Raw genomic sequence first — 18461 nt, forward strand, 5'->3', positions numbered from 1 at the left:
TCTAGGTTCTAGGTTCTAGGTTCTAGCGAAGTTTATGATAACTACACAGTTAACACAAATGTTTAACTATTTCTTGGCGTAACTTTAATTAAACTACTCGCGGCAATGGCAAATAAACAATAACCAGTAAAATACCAAAAACCAGCACCCAACTGAGCGTGCATATTGATCAACTCACCCATTTGGCCATCAGCATTACCGGCAAGATAAGCGACGATTAAAGCAATCACAAATACATCTACCATGCTCCATTTAGTAACACCTTGTATAACTCGACCGAGCATGTGTTTAAATTTATTCACTGGTAAAAACATGTATAACAATTGCATTAATAACTTTAAGGTTGGGATAACTATAGAGAAAAATGCCACCAGCACGGCGACTAAATAGTTTTTATTATCTGCCAGTTCATTAACCGTACCCCAAATACTGCGTGTTTTTTGGTATGCGCTAATTTCACCTTCAAGTTTGTCAAGCCCCAGAATACTTGATGCCATCATCAGCATATTGCGGGTACTTACGTCACCTTCCTCTGCTAGCATTTCAATGCCCACTTGAGCTAATTGCGACTTGTCTATTCTCCCCTCAAGAGTTAAAACAGGTTGCGTAATACCTGGTAATAATAATGCGAGTGCTATAACTATAACTGTGAGTGGTAAAATTTTACGCATAAGTCGACATCAAAAAAAATTAATAGCATCGTATCATAATGAAACCATTATACCTGTTCAATAATAGACGCTAATACCTCATCACCATATTCTCGCGCACTAAGCATAATATTATAGACAACCTCTATATTTGAAGCTGGGCGAATTGTTTCAAGCAATTGCTCCGCCATGGGCCAATTATCTTCTTCCACAGCACGAACTAATTGCAATGTTGCACCAAGCATTCCATTATAGTTAAGCAAAGCACCTGATAGCTCATCGCCCAAACAAAACTCTTTTGCGATAACATCGAGCTCTATGTTTAGTATCGCATCAAGGATTGAAATTAATCCGACTAAGTAGCCTTGCTCTGACATGTCCTTTCCGCCGGGTTCCAGCATTAGCTGCATAAAGTGTGCACGGATTAAGCCAAGTTTAGTTAATTCAGTTGGCCTATCTACCCCTAGTTCACTTAAAGCAAGTACCCGCACAAATTGGCGAATAGCGTCTTCCCCCAAGTAGATAACAGCTTGTGAAATTGACGTAATAACTAAGCTCTTACTCTCTGAGCGAGCATTAACCAGTTTTAGAATCCGTGCAGTGAGACCTACATCCTTTGCAATTCGCTGCTGTATTTCATCAAAATTGAGATCCAATCGTGAGGTGCATCTTAATAAATCAAAAACCGCCAATTTTGACGGCTCAACATTTTGGTACGTCAGCATTTCTGGGCGTGCAAAAAAGAAGCCTTGAAAGAGGTCGCATCCAGCGTTTTTTAACGATAAAAATTGTTCATGAGTCTCTATACGCTCAACAATTATTTTTAACCCAGGAAAACGGCGTTTAAGCTTTTTTAACGCCATGTTAGTTTTAATGATGGGCTCTTCAACTTCTAGTTTTATATAATCAACAAGCTCCAAAAGAGGTTCCCACTTTTCATCGCCATCATAATCATCTAAAGCAAACGTGTAACCCTCCCTTTTTAAAGATTTAACGCGATGGGTAACCTTTTCAATGTTATTGGCACGCTCGACAATTTCAATAACAGCGCTACTAGGCTGTAATAAACGCGGAAAGTCTTCCAATAAGGCATCTGACGATAAGTTGATGAACGCGTATTGTTTTGCTGTTAATTTTTCTAATCCTATCAGCATAAGCGCATTAAAAAATAATCGCCCCGTGGCTTGGCCATCTGAGGTGCCTGCAGGAAACACATTATTAACTGAATCACGATATAATAGCTCGTAAGCAAAGATGCCTTTTTCGGCATTAAAAATTGGTTGGCGTGCGATGTATTGCGTCACCATAGTGGGCATTGTTTTTGTTATTTTAGTATTCGACATTTCTTGCCCTTCTGATGCGGCTGCTTTTGAGGTTCATCAATTGAGTATTCATATATTAAATTAGTATAGTGATTTTTTAGAAGCTTGCATGTATAAACTGTGTTTAAAAGTAGTAATTCCCTTCAATCAAAGCAACCAGAACTTTCTGATTTAATGAATTATAGTAAAAATACCCTTACATTTATCAGGGATATGTTTTTCTGGGACTCGACAGTGGTATACTTGCTTTATATCTAGGCCCACACTAAAAGAATCTAAAATATGAGTATCGAACAGACTTTAATTGAGCGTAGCAATAACCAATGTGAGTTATGTAATGCAACCGATAACCTATCAGTTTATGAAGTACCACCAGTTGCTGAAGCACATTCAGATAAATGCATTTTTGTTTGTCAGACATGTAAAAACCAAATTGAATTAACTACTGAGCTAACACCAACACATTGGCATTGCCTAAATGACAGCATGTGGAGCCAGACGCCAGCCGTGCAAGTAGTCGCTTATAGAATGCTTACTCGTCTTGCAGTAGAAAATGGCTGGGCACAAGACGCTTTAGATATGATCTATCTTGAAGAAGATACACTTAGCTGGGCACAAAAAGTTCTTGCTGAAGAAGATGATATTAAACACCTTGATAGTAATGGCGTGGTTTTGCAAGCAGGCGATACAGTGACTCTTATCAAAGACCTCGATGTTAAAGGAAGCAGCTTGGTTGCTAAACGTGGTACCGCCGTGCGTAACATTGGCTTAACTAGCAACCCTGAGCACATTGAAGGGCGTGTAGACGGTCAACGTATAGTTATTTTGACCAAGTATGTAAAAAAATAAGCTTAACCTTGCAGTTTAATTTTTTAAAAATGGGCCATGTACCCATTTTTGCTAATTGACCTGAGCTCTGATTAAGAGATGTAATAATACATGGATATTAAATAACAAATATATTTATTAGTCTCCAGCCGGAGACTTTTAGCGATAACAAGGCGAATTTACGCGTCAATAGCTGGCTTATTGCAAGTCAATTCAACACAGTTAGCGTCGAAAGTAGTCGCTGGAGATAGATTTATTATTCAGAGCTGGGGTTAATTAAGCTAAGATTAAGTGCGAAAGGATTACGCTGCATTCGTTGTGTAGTCGTGCGTGCTACAAGCTTTAGCTCATTCAAGGAAAATTTATGTCATTACAAAAATCATCATTAGGCTGTCTTGTTTTATTAACGGCAAGTATTGCCCTTTCTGGTTGTACTCAGGAGAATGCATCCGACAATACAGCAGAGCAAAAAACAATGGCGACGCTTAATACCCAAGTATCCTATTTAGACCGCAGCATGTTACCACCAGGCTCCGTAATGACCGTTAAGCTTTCTGATGTGTCTAAAATGGACGTTAAATCCGATGTTATTAGCGAGCAAACCTTAGAGCTCAATGGTGGTCCGCCTTATGATGTATCGCTGCAGTATGATAAGTCAGAAATTAAAGCTGGCCATCGTTACAGCGTTAGTGCACGTATCGAAAACCAAGGCAAATTGCTTTACATTAGCACAACCAGTAATAACCCTTTTGCGCAACAGCAAACAGATCAACCTTATAAAGTTATCGTGTCAAAAGCCGCTGCTGCTAAGCCAGACGTAACCCTAACAAACACTTACTGGAAAGCAGTAAACCTTAATGGTGAAGCGATTGAGGTGAAAACCAAAGAGCCTTTTATTCAATTTAAAGCCGATGGCACAACACATGGATTTTTAGGATGCAATAACTTTACTGGTAGCTACGAAGCCAATGAAAAAACCATTACTTTTAAGCCATTAGCAAGCACTCAAAAAATGTGTATTGAGCAAATGAATATTGAAACTACAATGTCAGCAGTACTTGATACCGCCAGCGAATTTGCTATTGATGGTGAAACACTCACAATGAAAAATGCAGCAGGTAAAGTCACTGCAACCTTCCAAGCAACGTACTTTAATTAGACTTTTGCATAAAAAACGCCCAAACAAAGTTGGGCGTTTTTTAAAACTGCTTCACACGGTTATTCTTCAACTAACTGCTCGCTACGGTAAAAGCCGCTGGCGTCGCTTAACAAATCCACTAATTCAGGTAACACGGCATCCATGGTTTGTTTTAACTTCCAAGGAGGGTTAATTACAATCATGCCTGATGCTGTCATACCATGTTCGTCAGTATCGGCTTGCGTAGCTAGCTCAAATAATTGAATATTACGCATTCCTGAAGCTATAAGCCCCTCTTCCATACGATCAATACGTTCTCTGTCAACAACTGGGTACCAAATCATGTAAGTACCCGTTGCAAAGCGCTGATGGGCTTTAACTAACGTTTTAACGACTGTATCGTAGTCGTCTTTAATTTCATAAGGTGGGTCAATCAACACACAAGCTCTGCGTGATGCAGGAGGTAACAAACCTATTAGTCCCGCAAAACCATTTTCACCGCGGACACGGATTGAGCGCTTGCCTTGCATGTTTTCTTCTAGTAACACGAGATCCCGAGGGTGCAACTCAAAAAACCAGCCTTTATCTTGGCGGCGTAAGTAATGCTCAGCTATTTTTGGTGAACCTGGATAAAAAGCAAGCTCACCTTGTTCATTAAAAGATTTGATCAATGCTATATAGTCATTTAAAGCTTCGTGACCACTGCTGTGCTGATAAAGCTTTGCTATGCCATCTTGAAATTCTTGTGTTTTTTGTGCATCAGCAGAAGCTAATTCAAAAAAACCAGCCCCTGAGTGAGTGTCGATATAATCAAGTGGCTTATTTTTAATTGTTTGATAACTTAATACCTGCGCAAGCACGAGGTGTTTAAGAACATCGGCTGGATTTCCAGCATGAAATGAATGTCTGTAACTGAGCATAATTTAAGTTTCGCTATAAACCAATTGATAGGAGCTGTGAACAAACTCATTATACCCAAGCTTATCTAAGATACGAGTTTATGATGAAATTAATATCCTTCCTAAACATCATAATACTGACGATTAAAGTGAACCAATTCTGAACAAAGAAGCTTAGCAGCTGAATTTCCCCTTAACACCAAATAAAAAACAGCTAAAAGCTGCGTAAGTGCTAGCATATAGTGTAACTTTGCTTTACATTTGCAAGTTATTAATAACAGTTATATGAGCGCCTTTATGAACAACGAAACTCTTTCTCAACTCGAACAACTGATCGACCAATTAATCACTCGTAATAATGAACTACAAGCTGAAGTAAAAAGCCTAACAGAAAAAAATGGCCAGCTAATAGACGAAAACGAAACCTTACAGCTTGAAGTACTTGATAGCGAAGAAAAGCAAAAAGATACAAGCAGCACATTAAGCTCACTGCTAGAGAAGCTACAAAGCGCTCAACAGGCAAGCTAATGTCAGAGCTGCAAAATCAGCGAGTCACTGTTGAGCTACTAGGCAAAGAACAGCAATTTGCTTGCCCACAAGGCCAAGAAGACGCATTGATTGCAGCTGCTAAGCACCTCAATGATTTAGTAGAGCAAATGAAACAACGCTCTACTGTAAGAAATGATCAAAAAGCCTTGCTTATGGCTGCCTTGAACATCAGCCACGAGTTGTTAGAAGTGCAAAAGCAACAAGCAACAGCACAACAACAACAAGATGAGCTTATAGATAAACTGAGTTTATATTTAAACGACTCTAACCATAAATAAACAAGCGCATTTTGCGCTTGTTTTTTATCTGCTTAGCCTGCACATGACAACTAGGGATAAATGATGAAAAACTATTTTATCAGCTTTCGCTTAACTCACTTTTTAGTTTTTGCAGGCGCTTTATTGTCGATTAGCCAGGCTCAAGCGCAATGGCAAAAAATATCTAACCAAGTCGATTTTTTTCAACAGCCCGCTAATTTACGTTTTTATGATTCAAACCAAATTCTCATTAAAGGGGATAGCTGTGCATTAATCTTTGATGCCAGTGGCAACTTCTCTACTGTTGAAGCAACGGTAAAACACCTCAAACGCACACTTGAAGTTCCCTTATGTTATTTAATCGCAAGCCACTTTCATGACGATCACCTACTTGGAATGGCAGTACTACAGCATCATTATCCAGATGCTAAATTAATTACACATAAAAAATTAGCAACAAGCTTTACTGATTTTCAACAGGCGTATACCAATAAGCTAGATAACTACCAGCAAAGTATTGAATTAAGCTTTCAGCGCTTAGCCAAGCAACCTGTAGATAAGCAACCAGCATGGCGCGATAAACTTAAGTTAGCTAAAGAACGACTGCTGCGATGGCGAGAGTACGCACTGCATCCACCTGCTTTAACAGTTACTGACTCACTCGCACTGGATTTGGGTAACTACCCTATAACAATCAATGCCTACCAAGCACATACTGATGCTGATTTAATGCTTTTTGCAGAGCAGCGAACAATTTTAATCGGTGGAGATATTGTCGACTACTTACCTTACCCAGGGCACGGAAATTTAACTAGCTGGCAAGCGCTATTGAAAGAATTAACGACAGGCACTAGTGAGCAGGTTATTTTACCAGGCCACGGTAAGCCATTAACAGTAAAAAACCTTGAGCAGTCTCACGCTTTTTTAATTGCCATACAAGAACATGTACAGAACAACCCAGAACAAAACTTAGCTCAACTCCAACAAAGCTTTAATAAACAATTTGCTAACCAGTACATTACAGATGATATTTCAGCCAAAGCTTACCCAATGTTTCTGCAAGCTGGACTTAAACGCGCTAAACAGTCAAAATAGCAGCCGCACAGGGTTGTGCTAAACTTAAACAAGGACTGAAGTTGGGTGGTTTTTATGTGCAGATATTTTTGTGCTTTATTGCTAATGTTTTTTTTGCTTTTCGGATGTAAAACAATCGAGCACCCAATTGAATCTGATGAAACAATTCAAGCCCCAATCATTTTTAATCATTTTAAGCCTTCGAACACACTACCGACTACAGCATTAAAAACTCACATTAGCGATATACCGTTAGGTATAAAAGCGCCAGAGAAAACAACGCCCAAAACAGCCTCAAAAGCCACGAAAAATCAGCGCCACACAGATTTATGGCAGCATATTGCACACAATTTACAGTTTAAGATATACCTCAACAAAGCGTTAAAAAAGCGTATTAAATGGTATGCAAAACAGCCTCATTATTTAGAAACTGTTAATAAACGAGCCGCACCTTACCTATATCATATTGTACGAAAAGTAGAGCAACAAAATCTCCCTATGGAAATCGCTTTATTACCTTTTGTAGAAAGTGACTTTAGGCCTGCAATACGCTCATCCCAGCATGCTGTTGGAGTGTGGCAACTAGTTGGCGCAACAGCCCATCATTTTGGAGTAAAGTCAGACCAATGGTACGATGGCCGTCAAGATGTATTAGCATCGACAGATGCTGCATTGGCTTATTTAAAATACTTACACAAACGTTTTAACGGTAATTGGTTACATGCTTTAGCCGCTTATAATACCGGTGAGGGAAGAGTAAAACGTGCTATAGCAGAAAATAAAAAACGTGGTAAAAGCACCGATTATTGGTCATTAAAGTTACCTAAAGAAACCGCTGAATATGTACCAAAGCTCCTTGCTCTGAGCTACTTAGTACAAAACCCCACTCAAGGCCTAAAGCGCCCGAAATTAGCCAACAAAGCAATCACAACAGAATTCGATGTTGGGCAGCAGTTTGATTTCTCAGTGATAGCTAATTTATCTGGTATTGGTCGTAAGCAACTTCATAAGCTCAACTCTGGGTATTTAAAAAATCAAAGCTCGCCGAATGGTCCCCATACCCTTTTAATCCCTATGGCACAGCAGAACCTTCTAACGAGTCAATTTTTTAAACGTAACTTTGCAGGAGAGTACATTGTAAAACAAGGGGATACTTTGTATGCCATTGCGCGTCGCTTTGACATGCCAGTTAAAAAGTTAAAAATGATGAATAGTAAGCTATCAAACCTAATTAACATTGGTGAAACCCTAACTGTCGGCCAGCCACGCACCATGCCTGACACTTTAACGATAGATTATAAAATCAGCCCATACCTTGAGCACACTGAAATCGCCATACCCACCATAGCCGTGGAATATCAAGTAAAACCCGGCGACACTATATGGGGAATAAGCCAGTTATATGATGTACCTCACAAAGATTTGGCTCAGTGGAACAAACTTAGTGCATCCAGTATTTTAAAGCCCGGTGCTTTATTAGTACTTCATTTACCTCAAGCTACAAAGCCTGCTCCCAAAATTAATAACGAAGGCATGCTTTCGGGGTTAGAAAAAACCTTAAATAAGCCGCAATAGTCAATAGTTTCAGATCTGTCATAATTAGCGTAAAATCAGCCTTTATCTATATTTTCCTATAAGAGATTGGCATGCAAATCAGTAAAAATTCAGCGGTTGAGTTTCATTACACTTTAAGTGAAGCGGGTGAGCAACTTGAAAGTAGTAAAAACGACACGCCACTTAGCTACATTCATGGCCTTGAAGGTATGCTACCAGGTCTTGAAAAAGCCCTTGAAGGCAAATCTGCTGGCGACAACTTAACCGTGACATTAGCACCAAGTGAATCTTATGGCGAACGCGTTGATGATTTAATTCAACGTATTCCACTTAAACACTTGCAAGGCGATACCAAAGTATGGAAACCAGGTATGACTGCGATGGTGCATTCAAACCAAGGTAAGCACCAAGTTACCATTGTTAAAGTTGGCCGCTTTAATGCAGATTGTGATTTAAACCACCCATTTGCAGGCAAAACATTAACGTTTGATGTAGACGTTATCTCTGTGCGTGAAGCGACGAGCGAAGAGCTGTCTCATGGCCATGTTCATAGCGAAGGCGGCTGTGGTCACAATCACTAATTAAGGACAAATAATGACAAAAGTTGCAATAGTAACCGGTGGAAGCTTAGGTATTGGACGTGCTATCTGTCAGCGCTTAGAGAGTGATGGCTTCAAGGTCTTTAACTTAGACATTCAAAAGGGTGAATTTGGTAGTTGGCATGAATGTGATGTTAGCCAGAGCGCACAAGTAGAGCTGGCAATCGCAAAAATAGCGCAAAGCCAAGGCCGTATTGATGTACTCGTATCAAATGCAGGTAAGCATCTTAGCGCGACGATAGAAGACACCGACGAAGCAACTTTTGACTCATTATTCGCGCTCAATGTTAAAGGGGCATACGCTGCTGTTAAGGCCGTATTACCGAGCATGAAAGCACAAAAAAGTGGGGCGATAATTTTTATCGCTTCTGACCAAGCAAGTATAGGCAAAACCAATTCTTTTGCTTATAACCTGACAAAGCACGCCCTAGCATCGATGGCAAAAACAACGGCTTTAGATTACGCAACCTTTAACATTCGTGCCAATGCTGTATGCCCAGGCACAATTGAAACGCCTTTATTTCATAATGCTATTGACGCCTATTGCAAAAGTAGTGGCGCCAATAAAGCTGATATCGTTGCCCAAGAGGGTGCATTACAACCACTAGGTCGATTAGGGCAGCCAGAAGAAGTGGCCGCTTTAACTGCATTTTTAGCAAGTGACAATGCAAGCTTTATCACTGGCAGCTTACAAAACATTGATGGCGGCTACACAGCCCAATAGTTAGGTAAATGAAATGCATAATAAAATAATTGACCCTCATGTGCATTTTTTCAATTTAATTGAAGGTGAATACACGTGGTTACAAGGAGGTAAACCACCTCCATGGCCACACCTTGGCCAAATAAAAGCCCCTGTCACTGCTGCTGAGTTAATGCAACATTGTTCATTTGATTTAGAGGCCCTTGTTCACATAGAAGCTGGGTTTAATAATAACCACCCAATTGAAGAGTTAATTTGGCTCAGTAAGCATTTAGCACAGACTCATTATAAAGCAATCGGTTATGCAAAGATTGATGATTGCCCTGAGACATTCAAACAAGCAATTGCAAATTTATTGCATCCATCACTTGTTGGTATCAGAGATATCACAGAAGCAGAGGAAAGCTCGCGCTTACTGAGCCCAAACACGGTTACCAATCTGGCTTACTTAGCCAAGTTAGGGTTACATTTTGAAGCGCAATTTGAACTAGAAAACACCTCAGTTAGCGAACGCGTTGCTAACTACTGCGCGCAGCTCCCAAATTTACGAATGGTTATTAATCATGCCGGGTTACCTCAAAAAATAGATGACTGGAAAATGGGGATCGCTGTTTTAGCGCATAATCAAAACGTATATATTAAATATTCGGGATTTGAACTACTCCCCCTTTCAAAAATACAGCAACAAAAGTGTTTTGATTTTATATTCCAGCAATTTGGCCAATCACGCGTGATGTTTGCTAGCAACTTTCCGGTTTGCCAAATACAACACAGTTATGAGGCTATTTGGCAAAGCCATCATGCACTATGTAAAAACCCAATTCTGTGGCAAAGTTTGAGCTACGACAATGCACTTTGCTTTTACCAGCTTTAAATTTAATGTGACTATCTTGTACAAATAAAAAGCGCTATATTCTATTAAAGTAGTTAAGTGTGAGTACGATTAATGAAAAAGTCACAATATAAACTAGCTGTCGCATCAGTTCTATCTCTGAGTGTTTTATCTGGATGTGGCTCTGGCTCCTCTGACAGCAACTCCTCAGCGCCAACAGTGATTAATTGGGCACAAGGTGAATTTCAGTCATCGCGTAATTTTGAGCAACAGTGCCAAGCACTTAACGAAAAACATTGGCTACGCTCATGGAGTAATGAAACCTACCTTTGGTATGATGAAATTGTAGACCGAGACCCTGCACTTACAGAATCTGTTGCTGATTACTTTCAACTATTAAAAACGGAAGAAATCACCAACTCTGGCGCCAATAAAGACAACTTCCATTCCAGCTTGCCCACAGCACAATGGCAAGCACAAAGTCAGTCTGGAATTGCCTTCGGCTATGGGTTTAAAACTAAAATAATTAGCCCAACAGCACCTCGCCAAGGAATTATAAGCTATACAGAGCCTAACTCCCCTGCTAGCCAAGCGGCGCTCTCTCGTGGTTTTGAAATCATAGAAGTAGATGGTGTCGACTTTGTTAATGCCAGTACGCAAGAGGATGTCGATATCATTAATGCGGGCTTATTCCCTAAAGAGTCAGGTAAGGTCACCACGTTTACGTTTAAAAGCGTGACCACATCAGAAATACGAGAAGTCACGCTCACCGCTCAATCAATAGCAACGCAACCGGTGACTAACGTAAAAACACTGGCTAATGGGAATGTCGGTTATTTTCAATTTAATAGCCATAATGCAGTTGCAGAAAAACCCTTATATGATGCATTTAATACTTTAAAAAACAAAAATGTCACCGATTTAATCATCGATATTCGCTACAACGGTGGTGGCTTTTTACAAATGGCCAGCCAAGTTGCTTACATGATTGCAGGTGATGCGAATACCAATAATAAAATTTTTGAACGCACTATTTTTAACGATAAACACCCTGTATTTAATCCTGTAACAGGTGAGCGTTTAGAGCCCGTATTATTTACCGATGAATTTGTTGGCTTTGCTGAAAACCCAAGCCTTAATCCAGGTACTAAACTACCTACCCTTAACTTAGAACGCGTTTACTTACTCACGACAAGTAGCACGTGTTCAGCCAGTGAAGCCATTATTAACGGTTTAAGGGGGGCTGATATCGACGTAATACAAATCGGAGCCGGCACCTGTGGTAAACCGTATGGGTTTTATGCTACCGATAACTGCGATGTTACCTATTTTACTATTCAATTTACCGGTGAAAATAACAAGGGCTTTGGTGAGTATGCAGATGGTTTTGCCCCACAAAATACACTAAACACTGAGCGCTTACCTGTGCGTGTTGCGGGCTGTGCTGTGGCTGATGACTTTACTCGTCAGTTAGGCGATCCTAATGAAGCACTCTTAGCAACAGCGCTTAATTATCGTGAAACAGGTAATTGCCCTGCGCCAACATCAACGGCCAGCCTGCAAGGTTTTGCGCCTTCACAGCAAAGTGACACGCCTTACGTTATTGATACGCGAGCCATCACATTTGCAGAGCAGAATAAAGTGTTACCTAAAGCTGGAAATGAGTGAAATTATAATGAAGAGCATCTTTGGTATTTGCATACTGAGTAGTACCTTATTATTGGGCTGTGCAGCACCAGCAGATAAGCCCACGCCCAAATTACAGCATGCACTATTAAAAGAGCCGCAAAGCGAATTAATTGCGCAAGGCATAGCACGGCTCATGCGCAGTAATGCCATTGCCGTCGCTGAAGATGTATTTATGACAGGGAGTGTAATCATTGTTGATAGTGCTTCTAAAACAGACTCTTTAGGCAACCCAATTATGGGCAAACAACTAAACATGCCTGATAAATTTGAATTGTTAATTAAAGGTGGTACCTGCTTTGTACGCCATTTAGATAGCAAAGCAACTGAGTCATTGCCTGACGTAACATGTAAAATAAACAACGGATAAACATTAAAAAAGCCCTAATCGGGCTTTTTTAATGTTAGGCGCAATACAGTGATTACTTAACTTCTACACGTTGTGAACGCATTACAATCTCATCATTTAGCTCAATACCTAAGCCAGGCTCTTCTGACACTTCAAAGAAGCCATTTTTTGGCTGTGGATCTTGTAAGCATAATTCGCGGTTCCACTTTTTGATTGCATAAGTGTGGTGCTCATGAATCAAAAAGTTAGGGATAGCTGTTTCAAGATGTAGCGATGCTGCTGTAGCAACTGGGCCGCCACATACGTGCGCTTGAATTCTTACATCAAAAATATCAGCGTAATCACATACTTTTTTCGTTTCAGTAAAGCCACCGCACAAACCAATATCAGGTTGTAATACATCAATGCTTTGATCTTCAAGGTATGGGCGCACACCCCAACGATTATATAAACGTTCGCCGCCGGCGATTGGTACAGCGACTTTATCCGCAACTTTTGCATGCAATGAGTGATTTAAATAGTTAACCGGCTCTTCGTAGTACATACAATCAAACTCTTCAGCTATTTCACCGATTTGAATGGCAGATGTTGCCCCCGGCAAGCTGTGGCATTCAAAAATAATATCAACTTCATCACCTACCGCTTCACGAATTGCTTGCATGCGTGCACGATAAAGCTTCATTTCAGCGCGTGAAATAATCTTGGTGCGGTCATAGTAAGTATTACCGTCTTTATCATACTGAATAGGGTCAACCTTAACGGCATCGTAACCTTCTGCAATCGCTTTTAAAGCGGCTTCTGCATATTCTTGTGGTTGTACTAAGGCTTTAAATTCACTATCCCAGTCAAACTGTAATTGCGAGGCGTAAGTACGTAGTTTATCGTTAACTTTACCGCCGAGCAGCTGGTAAACAGGTAAACCAAGTGCTTTACCTTTAATATCCCAAAGCGCAGTATCAATGGCGCTCATTGCAGCATACACGACCGGGCCGCCTCCTAAACCCCAAAAGCTTTCACGTAGCATACGTGACCATAACTTTTCTGTTTGAAATGGGTCATGACCAATCAAAAACGCATCAGCCATTTCTTTGATCATGGCAGCAGCGGCACTGTGGCCTAAGTCGTACGCAAGACCCGCCTCACCAACACCGCTAATGCCTTCATCGGTGTGAATACGGACAAATACAGGCGTCCACGCTGGACGCTCAGGGCAATGGATATCAAATACTTCAACGCGATTAACTTTCATGAAAATTCCTTAATTAGCAAAACTTGGATCAAGACGATAGGCTTTACGTAACATTGCAGGCCAAGCTAGCTGACCACCCGTACTACCACTGTGAACAACGTTAGCTTGATTATAAATATTATCGATAATGGCTTGCGGTACTGGCGTAACATCTGCACCGCTTGATTGTAGTGCGAGTTGAATTTCACACGCGCGCTGTAAATCATAAAAACGCATGAATGCATCACCTACTGTTGGGCCAACAGTAAGCCCGCCGTGGTTGACTAATAACATATGATTAGTATTAGCAAGGTCATCTTGCAGTCGTTTTCTTTCATCATCATTCACTGCAAGCCCTTCATAACCATGATAAGACAACGATGGTAAAGAAAACATCGAATACTGACTAAGTGGCAGCAAGCCTTGTTTTTGCGTCGCTACTGCAATAGTTTCTTTTGTATGTAAGTGGATAACACAGTGAGCGTCGTCACGCACTTCATGAATAGCACTGTGAATTGTAAAACCAGCAGGGTTAATTTTAAACGGAGTGTCATCTAAGATATTGCCAGATAAATCCACTTTCACCAGATTTGATGCCGTTACCTCGTCAAACGTGAGGCCAAACGCATTTACTAGATAATGATCAGTGCCTGGTAGCCGTGCCGATAAGTGCGTGTAGATTAAATCACCCCAACGAAAGTGATCAACTAAACGGTAACAAGCGGCTAAATCAACACGTAACTGCCACTCCTGTTCTGATACTTTATTTTTTAAATCCAGTTGCGGTAATTCAAACATATTTATGCCTTGTATAAACACACTGAGTACAATGCGAAATAGATGTATAGAAGTCTAAAGCAGTCTAAGGTTGCAATCAACCATTAGAAACAAAACAGCCACATCAAATAAATTGATGTGGCTGTTTGAGCGTTAACTAAGAGTCAGCTTAACGTGTCAGTTACTTAACGTTTGATAAGTAATCAGCAATTGCCGCCATTTCTTCTTCAGATACGTTTGCAACCATCGCTTTCATTGCCATGCTCATGCCGTTTGCGCGAGCACCTGACTTAATGTCTTTCATTTGTGCGAGTAAGTATTCTTTGTTTTGACCATTTAGCTTAGGATACATTGCCATGATAGGTGATTTACCTTCAGCGCCATGACATGTTTGACAGTTTTTAGCGGTATAAAGCGCTTCACCGTCCGCAGCCATTGTTGAAAATGAAGCACTTGCAGCCACAGCAAGGCTTGCCCCTAAAAGTAGTGTTTTTATCTTGCTCATTATATTTTCTCTTCTTTTTAACGGTTTAGAAATCTGACCAATTAAGTGTAGACCATGCACACTAACTTGCTAATTTGTACGTAAATCATACACAGTGTAGATCACTGATACTTCTTTGGTATACGTCACTCATTGTACCAATAATAGTTAAAAACAATCTATTATATATAAAAGAGACAAATAAAAAGATTGGTTACCCTACCTATCTATCGTCGTTTACGGCCTAGGCCAAATATTACTTATTCTCTTTTATTAGTGCGCTATTACCACACAAGATCATCAGGTACTTCAAAGTCAGCATATGGGTCATTATCGTCTTTACCTTTGTCGTCTGGCTCAACATGGAATACGATATATTTTTCATCAACTTCAGCTACTTTGCGTGCTGGCTCATCTTCCAGTACATAAAACTGACCTTCAAGCACACAAATTGCTAAACGCCCGCCTGATAACGCTTTTTGAGTTTTTTCATTAACATCAAGTTCTTTTACTTTATTCTCAAAAGTAAAATTAAAGGTGCGCTCACCGCGGATCTCATCTTGATTATGATGCTCTAATATTTGCTTAACACGTGCAACTTGTTCACGCTGCTTTAAATCACCTTGGCGCGCTTGATTTAACTCTTCGGCTTTCTTTTGCTGCTCTAGCTTGGTTTGTTGAATGTGTTTTTGCAGATCGCTGGGGTTACTAGTTGCCCCCTTCTTTTGTTTTTTTTGTTGCTTTCGTTTCTCACTTTTTGCCACTTTTGCTTTGTGCGACGTTGTTAACCCTGCCTGAAGTAACTGGTCTTGTAATGAACCCATTGTCTTGTTCCATGAAAAACTGATATTAGAATTATTTTATACCGATACCCACCACACCTCAAGATACGAGTTGCGCTAGAATTCAACCAACTTTGCCAACCCATTAATTGCGCTACGGATTAATACTTAAGATTTACCATCTTTATGCTGGTAATGTAGCAAAGCTAAAAATGCAAAACCTGATATAGCACAACTAATTTGTATTTCTTTATCTAAAGTAATGGCTTAAATTAACTATTGCAATTGATTTAATGACAACTAAGCGTAAGCTATCTGCTTTTGCTGTTAGGCTAAATGAATGCGAATTTTTCATTTATTACTGTGCTCATTATTTATCTTTTTTGTTTTATATGCGCCCCAGCCACTTTTAGGGTTATTTGCAACTCAATTTTCAGTCAACCCTGCTACTGCGGGCAGCCTGATGACGGCAACAATGGTGCCATTAGCTATTGCCCCGCTTATCTATGGCTTAATACTCGCCAAGCATAACCCACTGAACATTTTACGTAATGCAATGCTTGGGCTTGCAGTCAGCTGTATTATTTTCACCCTCGCACCACGATTTGAACTACTTTTGCTTATCCGCTTTATACAGGGATTAATCTTACCTGCTGCACTCACGGCCATGACAACCTATGTTGGCATGTCATATAAAGCGGACTGCTTGCAAAAAAAGATGAGTTTGTACATAGGTAGTACAATTGCAGGTGGTTATTTCGGCCGCGTGTTAGCCGCAGTATTTGCTGACTTATGGAGCTGGCAAAGCTTTTACTACGTGATAGCTGCCGGTTTGGTATTACTTGCATTGACAATGAGTAACCGCACATACCAACCTATGGAAGAACCGCAATCACCATTAAGTTATTTAAAGCAGCTTGCAACAGCCCCCATATTAAAACTGTATAGTGCAGTTTTTTGTATGTTTTTTTGCTTTGCTGCCTTGCTCAATTATCTTCCGTTTATTTTGCAAGATACCTTTTTAATAACCAATACTCGCGATATTGGCTTTATTTATAGTGGCTATTTGTTGGGTGCTTTATTCTCAATAACGACACCTTGGCTGTTGAAGCGAAGCCGTTCTCCATGGCATTTATTATGTGGTGTATTTGCATTTTATTGCATCACCATTATTTTACTGATGAGCGAAGAGTTACTTGTATTTTTGATTGCTTTTACGGGCTTTTGTGCGGCGATGTTTATGATTCACTCTACTGCCGCACCTTTGGTAAATAAATTAAGCGTAGCACCTGCCAGTGTAACCAATGGTGGCTATGTATCATTTTATTATAGCGGAGGCGCATTAGGCTCCTTTGTGCCGGGGTTGGTGTACCAGCAATATGGGCACACGGCGTTTATGGCCACTCTTTTAATTGTGTGTTCAGGTGGGTTTGCACTGGTAATAAGTGGCTACTTTGCAGGTAAAAAAGCCACCTTAGGTTGATGCCCTGTGCTTACAAAAAAGCGCTCTAAGTCACTTTTAGCCATAATCCACGTTTGCGTATTTTCAAATGGGTGGCAATGAAATAAATCACCAAACCATATATCTTGATCTAGCCAAACTGTGACATTGTTTTGCTTGTCATTCATAAGCGCAAGCATAGACACACACCCGGGGGCGACTTTTAAATAGCGAGCTAGTCGCTCATTTGATGCAAACCCTAGGCGAGATAACCCCTGATATTTGGCCAATGCTTTTAAATCAAGCTGTTTGTCATGAGCCGTAATCACTAAGAAATGGTTTTTCCCTTCATTATCACGCAAGAATAAATTTTTTAAACGAGTACCGGGTCTTTCAACCAATAACGCATCCGCATCTAAGCTTCCGTGCAAAGGTGGGTGGTCTATTACCTCGTAATCAATATTTAAATGCGTAAGGTATGCAGCCAGCTTATTTTTATCTGCAAGCATTTATAAACAACGCCCTCTTAATTGAACACTTAAATCACGCCAAACAACATTATCTATTTCATATTTATCAGGACAATATTGCTGTTGCTCTAATTCAGCTTTTAACAATGCTACAGCTTGATTTTCCAACTCTAGTTTTAAGCTATTGGACTCTTCAAAATATTCTTGCTCTGCAAATCGTTTAAATTCGCTGCGTGTTAAAGGCCGATCAGAATTACGGCTTTTGCGGCTACTGGCTTTTACAGACACTACATACGCAAAGATTTTATTCCCTTGGCCATCTAACTTTTTATACAGTTGCTTGCTGTTGATTTCAAACGGCGCATCTTCCTGTTGACTTGCACAACCGAATAGAAACAGGAGTAACATCCAAGTATATTTTTTCATTTTAGTTTCTATCTGCTTTTTATGAGTTCCTAGTCTATCAAAAAAACTTTGCTTACGTGAATTTTCATAAAAAATTAAAAAACACTTGACCAAATCTATAAATCTCATTAAAGTTCGTCCCGCTTGAAAGGGAAACTCAAGTGGGTTGCAAAATTTGCAACTTTAGGAATGTGGGGCTATAGCTCAGCTGGGAGAGCGCCTGCCTTGCACGCAGGAGGTCAGCAGTTCGATCCTGCTTAGCTCCACCACTTTCCTACCTCTTCTAAAGAATAAATCAAACACCATCTGAACTAAATCATCCTTCAATAATTTTAAATCTTATTAAATCATTTTAATTTTTTTAATAAATTAACCTGAAATCTGGTTAAGAGATGTACTAATGTATTGAAATTAAATCACAAATATATTTATTA

At 40.0% G+C, this 18461-nt stretch carries 21 protein-coding genes and 1 tRNA gene; 13 read left to right on the forward strand and 9 right to left on the reverse strand.

All coding sequences use genetic code 11. The annotated features are described in order from the left end of the window. Nucleotides 1–62: 62 nt before the first annotated feature. On the reverse strand, nt 63–671 hold the full coding sequence (locus CSC79_RS16570) for a paraquat-inducible protein A (protein WP_099296859.1): 609 nt from the start codon (nt 669–671) through the stop codon (nt 63–65). Nucleotides 672–718: 47 nt separating this feature from the next. Beyond that, on the reverse strand, nt 719–1993 hold the full coding sequence (locus CSC79_RS16575; RefSeq protein WP_099296860.1) for an HDOD domain-containing protein: 1275 nt from the start codon (nt 1991–1993) through the stop codon (nt 719–721). A 261-nt stretch (nt 1994–2254) separates the two neighbouring features. On the opposite strand from CSC79_RS16575, the gene CSC79_RS16580 reads away from it, so the two are divergent. Continuing rightward, entirely contained in the window at nt 2255–2821 is a 567-nt protein-coding gene (locus CSC79_RS16580; RefSeq protein ID WP_099296861.1) for an alkylphosphonate utilization protein, read from the forward strand. Between the two features lie 343 nt (nt 2822–3164). After that, the gene (locus tag CSC79_RS16585) at nt 3165–3959 is read left to right on the forward strand and encodes an META domain-containing protein (RefSeq protein ID WP_099296862.1); all 795 of its coding nucleotides are present in this window, start codon (nt 3165–3167) and stop codon (nt 3957–3959) included. A gap of 59 nt (nt 3960–4018) precedes the next feature. On the opposite strand, the gene rlmJ is transcribed toward CSC79_RS16585, so the two are convergent. Continuing rightward, entirely contained in the window at nt 4019–4858 is an 840-nt protein-coding gene (rlmJ, locus tag CSC79_RS16590) for a 23S rRNA (adenine(2030)-N(6))-methyltransferase RlmJ (RefSeq protein ID WP_099296863.1), read from the reverse strand. 276 nt (nt 4859–5134) lie between these two features. Between rlmJ and zapB the strand changes: the two genes are divergently transcribed. From zapB to CSC79_RS16635, 9 genes are all read left to right on the forward strand, one after another. Beyond that, the gene (gene zapB / locus CSC79_RS16595; protein WP_099296883.1) at nt 5135–5365 is read left to right on the forward strand and encodes a cell division protein ZapB; all 231 of its coding nucleotides are present in this window, start codon (nt 5135–5137) and stop codon (nt 5363–5365) included. Beyond that, nucleotides 5365–5664: a cell division protein ZapA gene (locus tag CSC79_RS16600; protein WP_099296864.1), complete on the forward strand. Its 300-nt coding sequence runs from the start codon at nt 5365–5367 to the stop codon at nt 5662–5664. Before zapB ends, CSC79_RS16600 begins: the two co-directional genes overlap by 1 nt. A gap of 63 nt (nt 5665–5727) precedes the next feature. Beyond that, nucleotides 5728–6738 carry an MBL fold metallo-hydrolase gene (locus CSC79_RS16605; RefSeq protein WP_099296865.1) on the forward strand — a complete coding sequence of 337 codons (1011 nt, stop codon included), beginning with the start codon at nt 5728–5730 and terminating at the stop codon, nt 6736–6738. A gap of 54 nt (nt 6739–6792) precedes the next feature. Further along, nucleotides 6793–8292, forward strand: a complete 1500-nt coding sequence (locus tag CSC79_RS16610) for a transglycosylase SLT domain-containing protein (RefSeq protein ID WP_099296866.1) — start codon at nt 6793–6795, stop codon at nt 8290–8292. 71 nt (nt 8293–8363) lie between these two features. Continuing rightward, complete coding sequence (locus tag CSC79_RS16615) at nt 8364–8852, forward strand: peptidylprolyl isomerase (RefSeq protein ID WP_099296867.1); 489 nt, start codon at nt 8364–8366, stop codon at nt 8850–8852. 13 nt (nt 8853–8865) lie between these two features. Further along, nucleotides 8866–9594: an SDR family oxidoreductase gene (locus CSC79_RS16620; protein WP_099296868.1), complete on the forward strand. Its 729-nt coding sequence runs from the start codon at nt 8866–8868 to the stop codon at nt 9592–9594. Between the two features lie 13 nt (nt 9595–9607). Next, entirely contained in the window at nt 9608–10447 is an 840-nt protein-coding gene (locus CSC79_RS16625) for an amidohydrolase family protein (RefSeq protein ID WP_099296869.1), read from the forward strand. Nucleotides 10448–10519: 72 nt separating this feature from the next. After that, nucleotides 10520–12073 (forward strand): S41 family peptidase, encoded by a 1554-nt coding sequence (locus CSC79_RS16630; RefSeq protein ID WP_099296870.1) that lies wholly within the window; start codon nt 10520–10522, stop codon nt 12071–12073. After that, nucleotides 12066–12461 (forward strand): hypothetical protein, encoded by a 396-nt coding sequence (locus tag CSC79_RS16635; RefSeq protein ID WP_237114047.1) that lies wholly within the window; start codon nt 12066–12068, stop codon nt 12459–12461. Before CSC79_RS16630 ends, CSC79_RS16635 begins: the two co-directional genes overlap by 8 nt. A 52-nt stretch (nt 12462–12513) precedes the next feature. On the opposite strand, the gene CSC79_RS16640 is transcribed toward CSC79_RS16635, so the two are convergent. The 4 genes from CSC79_RS16640 to CSC79_RS16655 form a co-directional block, all read right to left on the reverse strand. Next, nucleotides 12514–13689 (reverse strand): mandelate racemase/muconate lactonizing enzyme family protein, encoded by a 1176-nt coding sequence (locus tag CSC79_RS16640; RefSeq protein WP_099296871.1) that lies wholly within the window; start codon nt 13687–13689, stop codon nt 12514–12516. A 9-nt stretch (nt 13690–13698) separates the two neighbouring features. Beyond that, the gene (locus tag CSC79_RS16645) at nt 13699–14466 is read right to left on the reverse strand and encodes a class II aldolase/adducin family protein (RefSeq protein ID WP_099296872.1); all 768 of its coding nucleotides are present in this window, start codon (nt 14464–14466) and stop codon (nt 13699–13701) included. A gap of 160 nt (nt 14467–14626) precedes the next feature. Further along, the gene (locus CSC79_RS16650) at nt 14627–14950 is read right to left on the reverse strand and encodes a c-type cytochrome (protein WP_099296873.1); all 324 of its coding nucleotides are present in this window, start codon (nt 14948–14950) and stop codon (nt 14627–14629) included. Nucleotides 14951–15213: 263 nt separating this feature from the next. After that, the gene (locus CSC79_RS16655; protein ID WP_099296874.1) at nt 15214–15753 is read right to left on the reverse strand and encodes a DUF2058 domain-containing protein; all 540 of its coding nucleotides are present in this window, start codon (nt 15751–15753) and stop codon (nt 15214–15216) included. A gap of 298 nt (nt 15754–16051) precedes the next feature. Here CSC79_RS16655 and CSC79_RS16660 point away from each other — a divergent pair, with 298 nt between their 5' ends. Continuing rightward, the gene (locus CSC79_RS16660) at nt 16052–17194 is read left to right on the forward strand and encodes an MFS transporter (protein ID WP_099296875.1); all 1143 of its coding nucleotides are present in this window, start codon (nt 16052–16054) and stop codon (nt 17192–17194) included. Here the strand turns inward: CSC79_RS16660 and CSC79_RS16665 are convergent. Together CSC79_RS16665 and CSC79_RS16670 are read right to left on the reverse strand one after the other, a co-directional pair. Continuing rightward, nucleotides 17161–17661: a prolyl-tRNA synthetase associated domain-containing protein gene (locus CSC79_RS16665; RefSeq protein ID WP_099296876.1), complete on the reverse strand. Its 501-nt coding sequence runs from the start codon at nt 17659–17661 to the stop codon at nt 17161–17163. The two genes, CSC79_RS16660 and CSC79_RS16665, sit on opposite strands and share 34 nt — an antisense overlap. Next, nucleotides 17662–18048, reverse strand: coding sequence for a hypothetical protein (locus tag CSC79_RS16670; protein ID WP_099296885.1), 387 nt, complete (start codon nt 18046–18048; stop codon nt 17662–17664). It abuts the gene before it with no gap. A gap of 172 nt (nt 18049–18220) precedes the next feature. Here CSC79_RS16670 and CSC79_RS16675 point away from each other — a divergent pair. Then, a tRNA-Ala gene (locus CSC79_RS16675) sits at nt 18221–18296 on the forward strand. The last annotated feature ends 165 nt before the right edge of the window (nt 18297–18461 follow it).

It is taken from the genome of Pseudoalteromonas sp. 3D05 (assembly GCF_002723455.1).
Classification (GTDB): Bacteria; Pseudomonadota; Gammaproteobacteria; order Enterobacterales; family Alteromonadaceae; genus Pseudoalteromonas.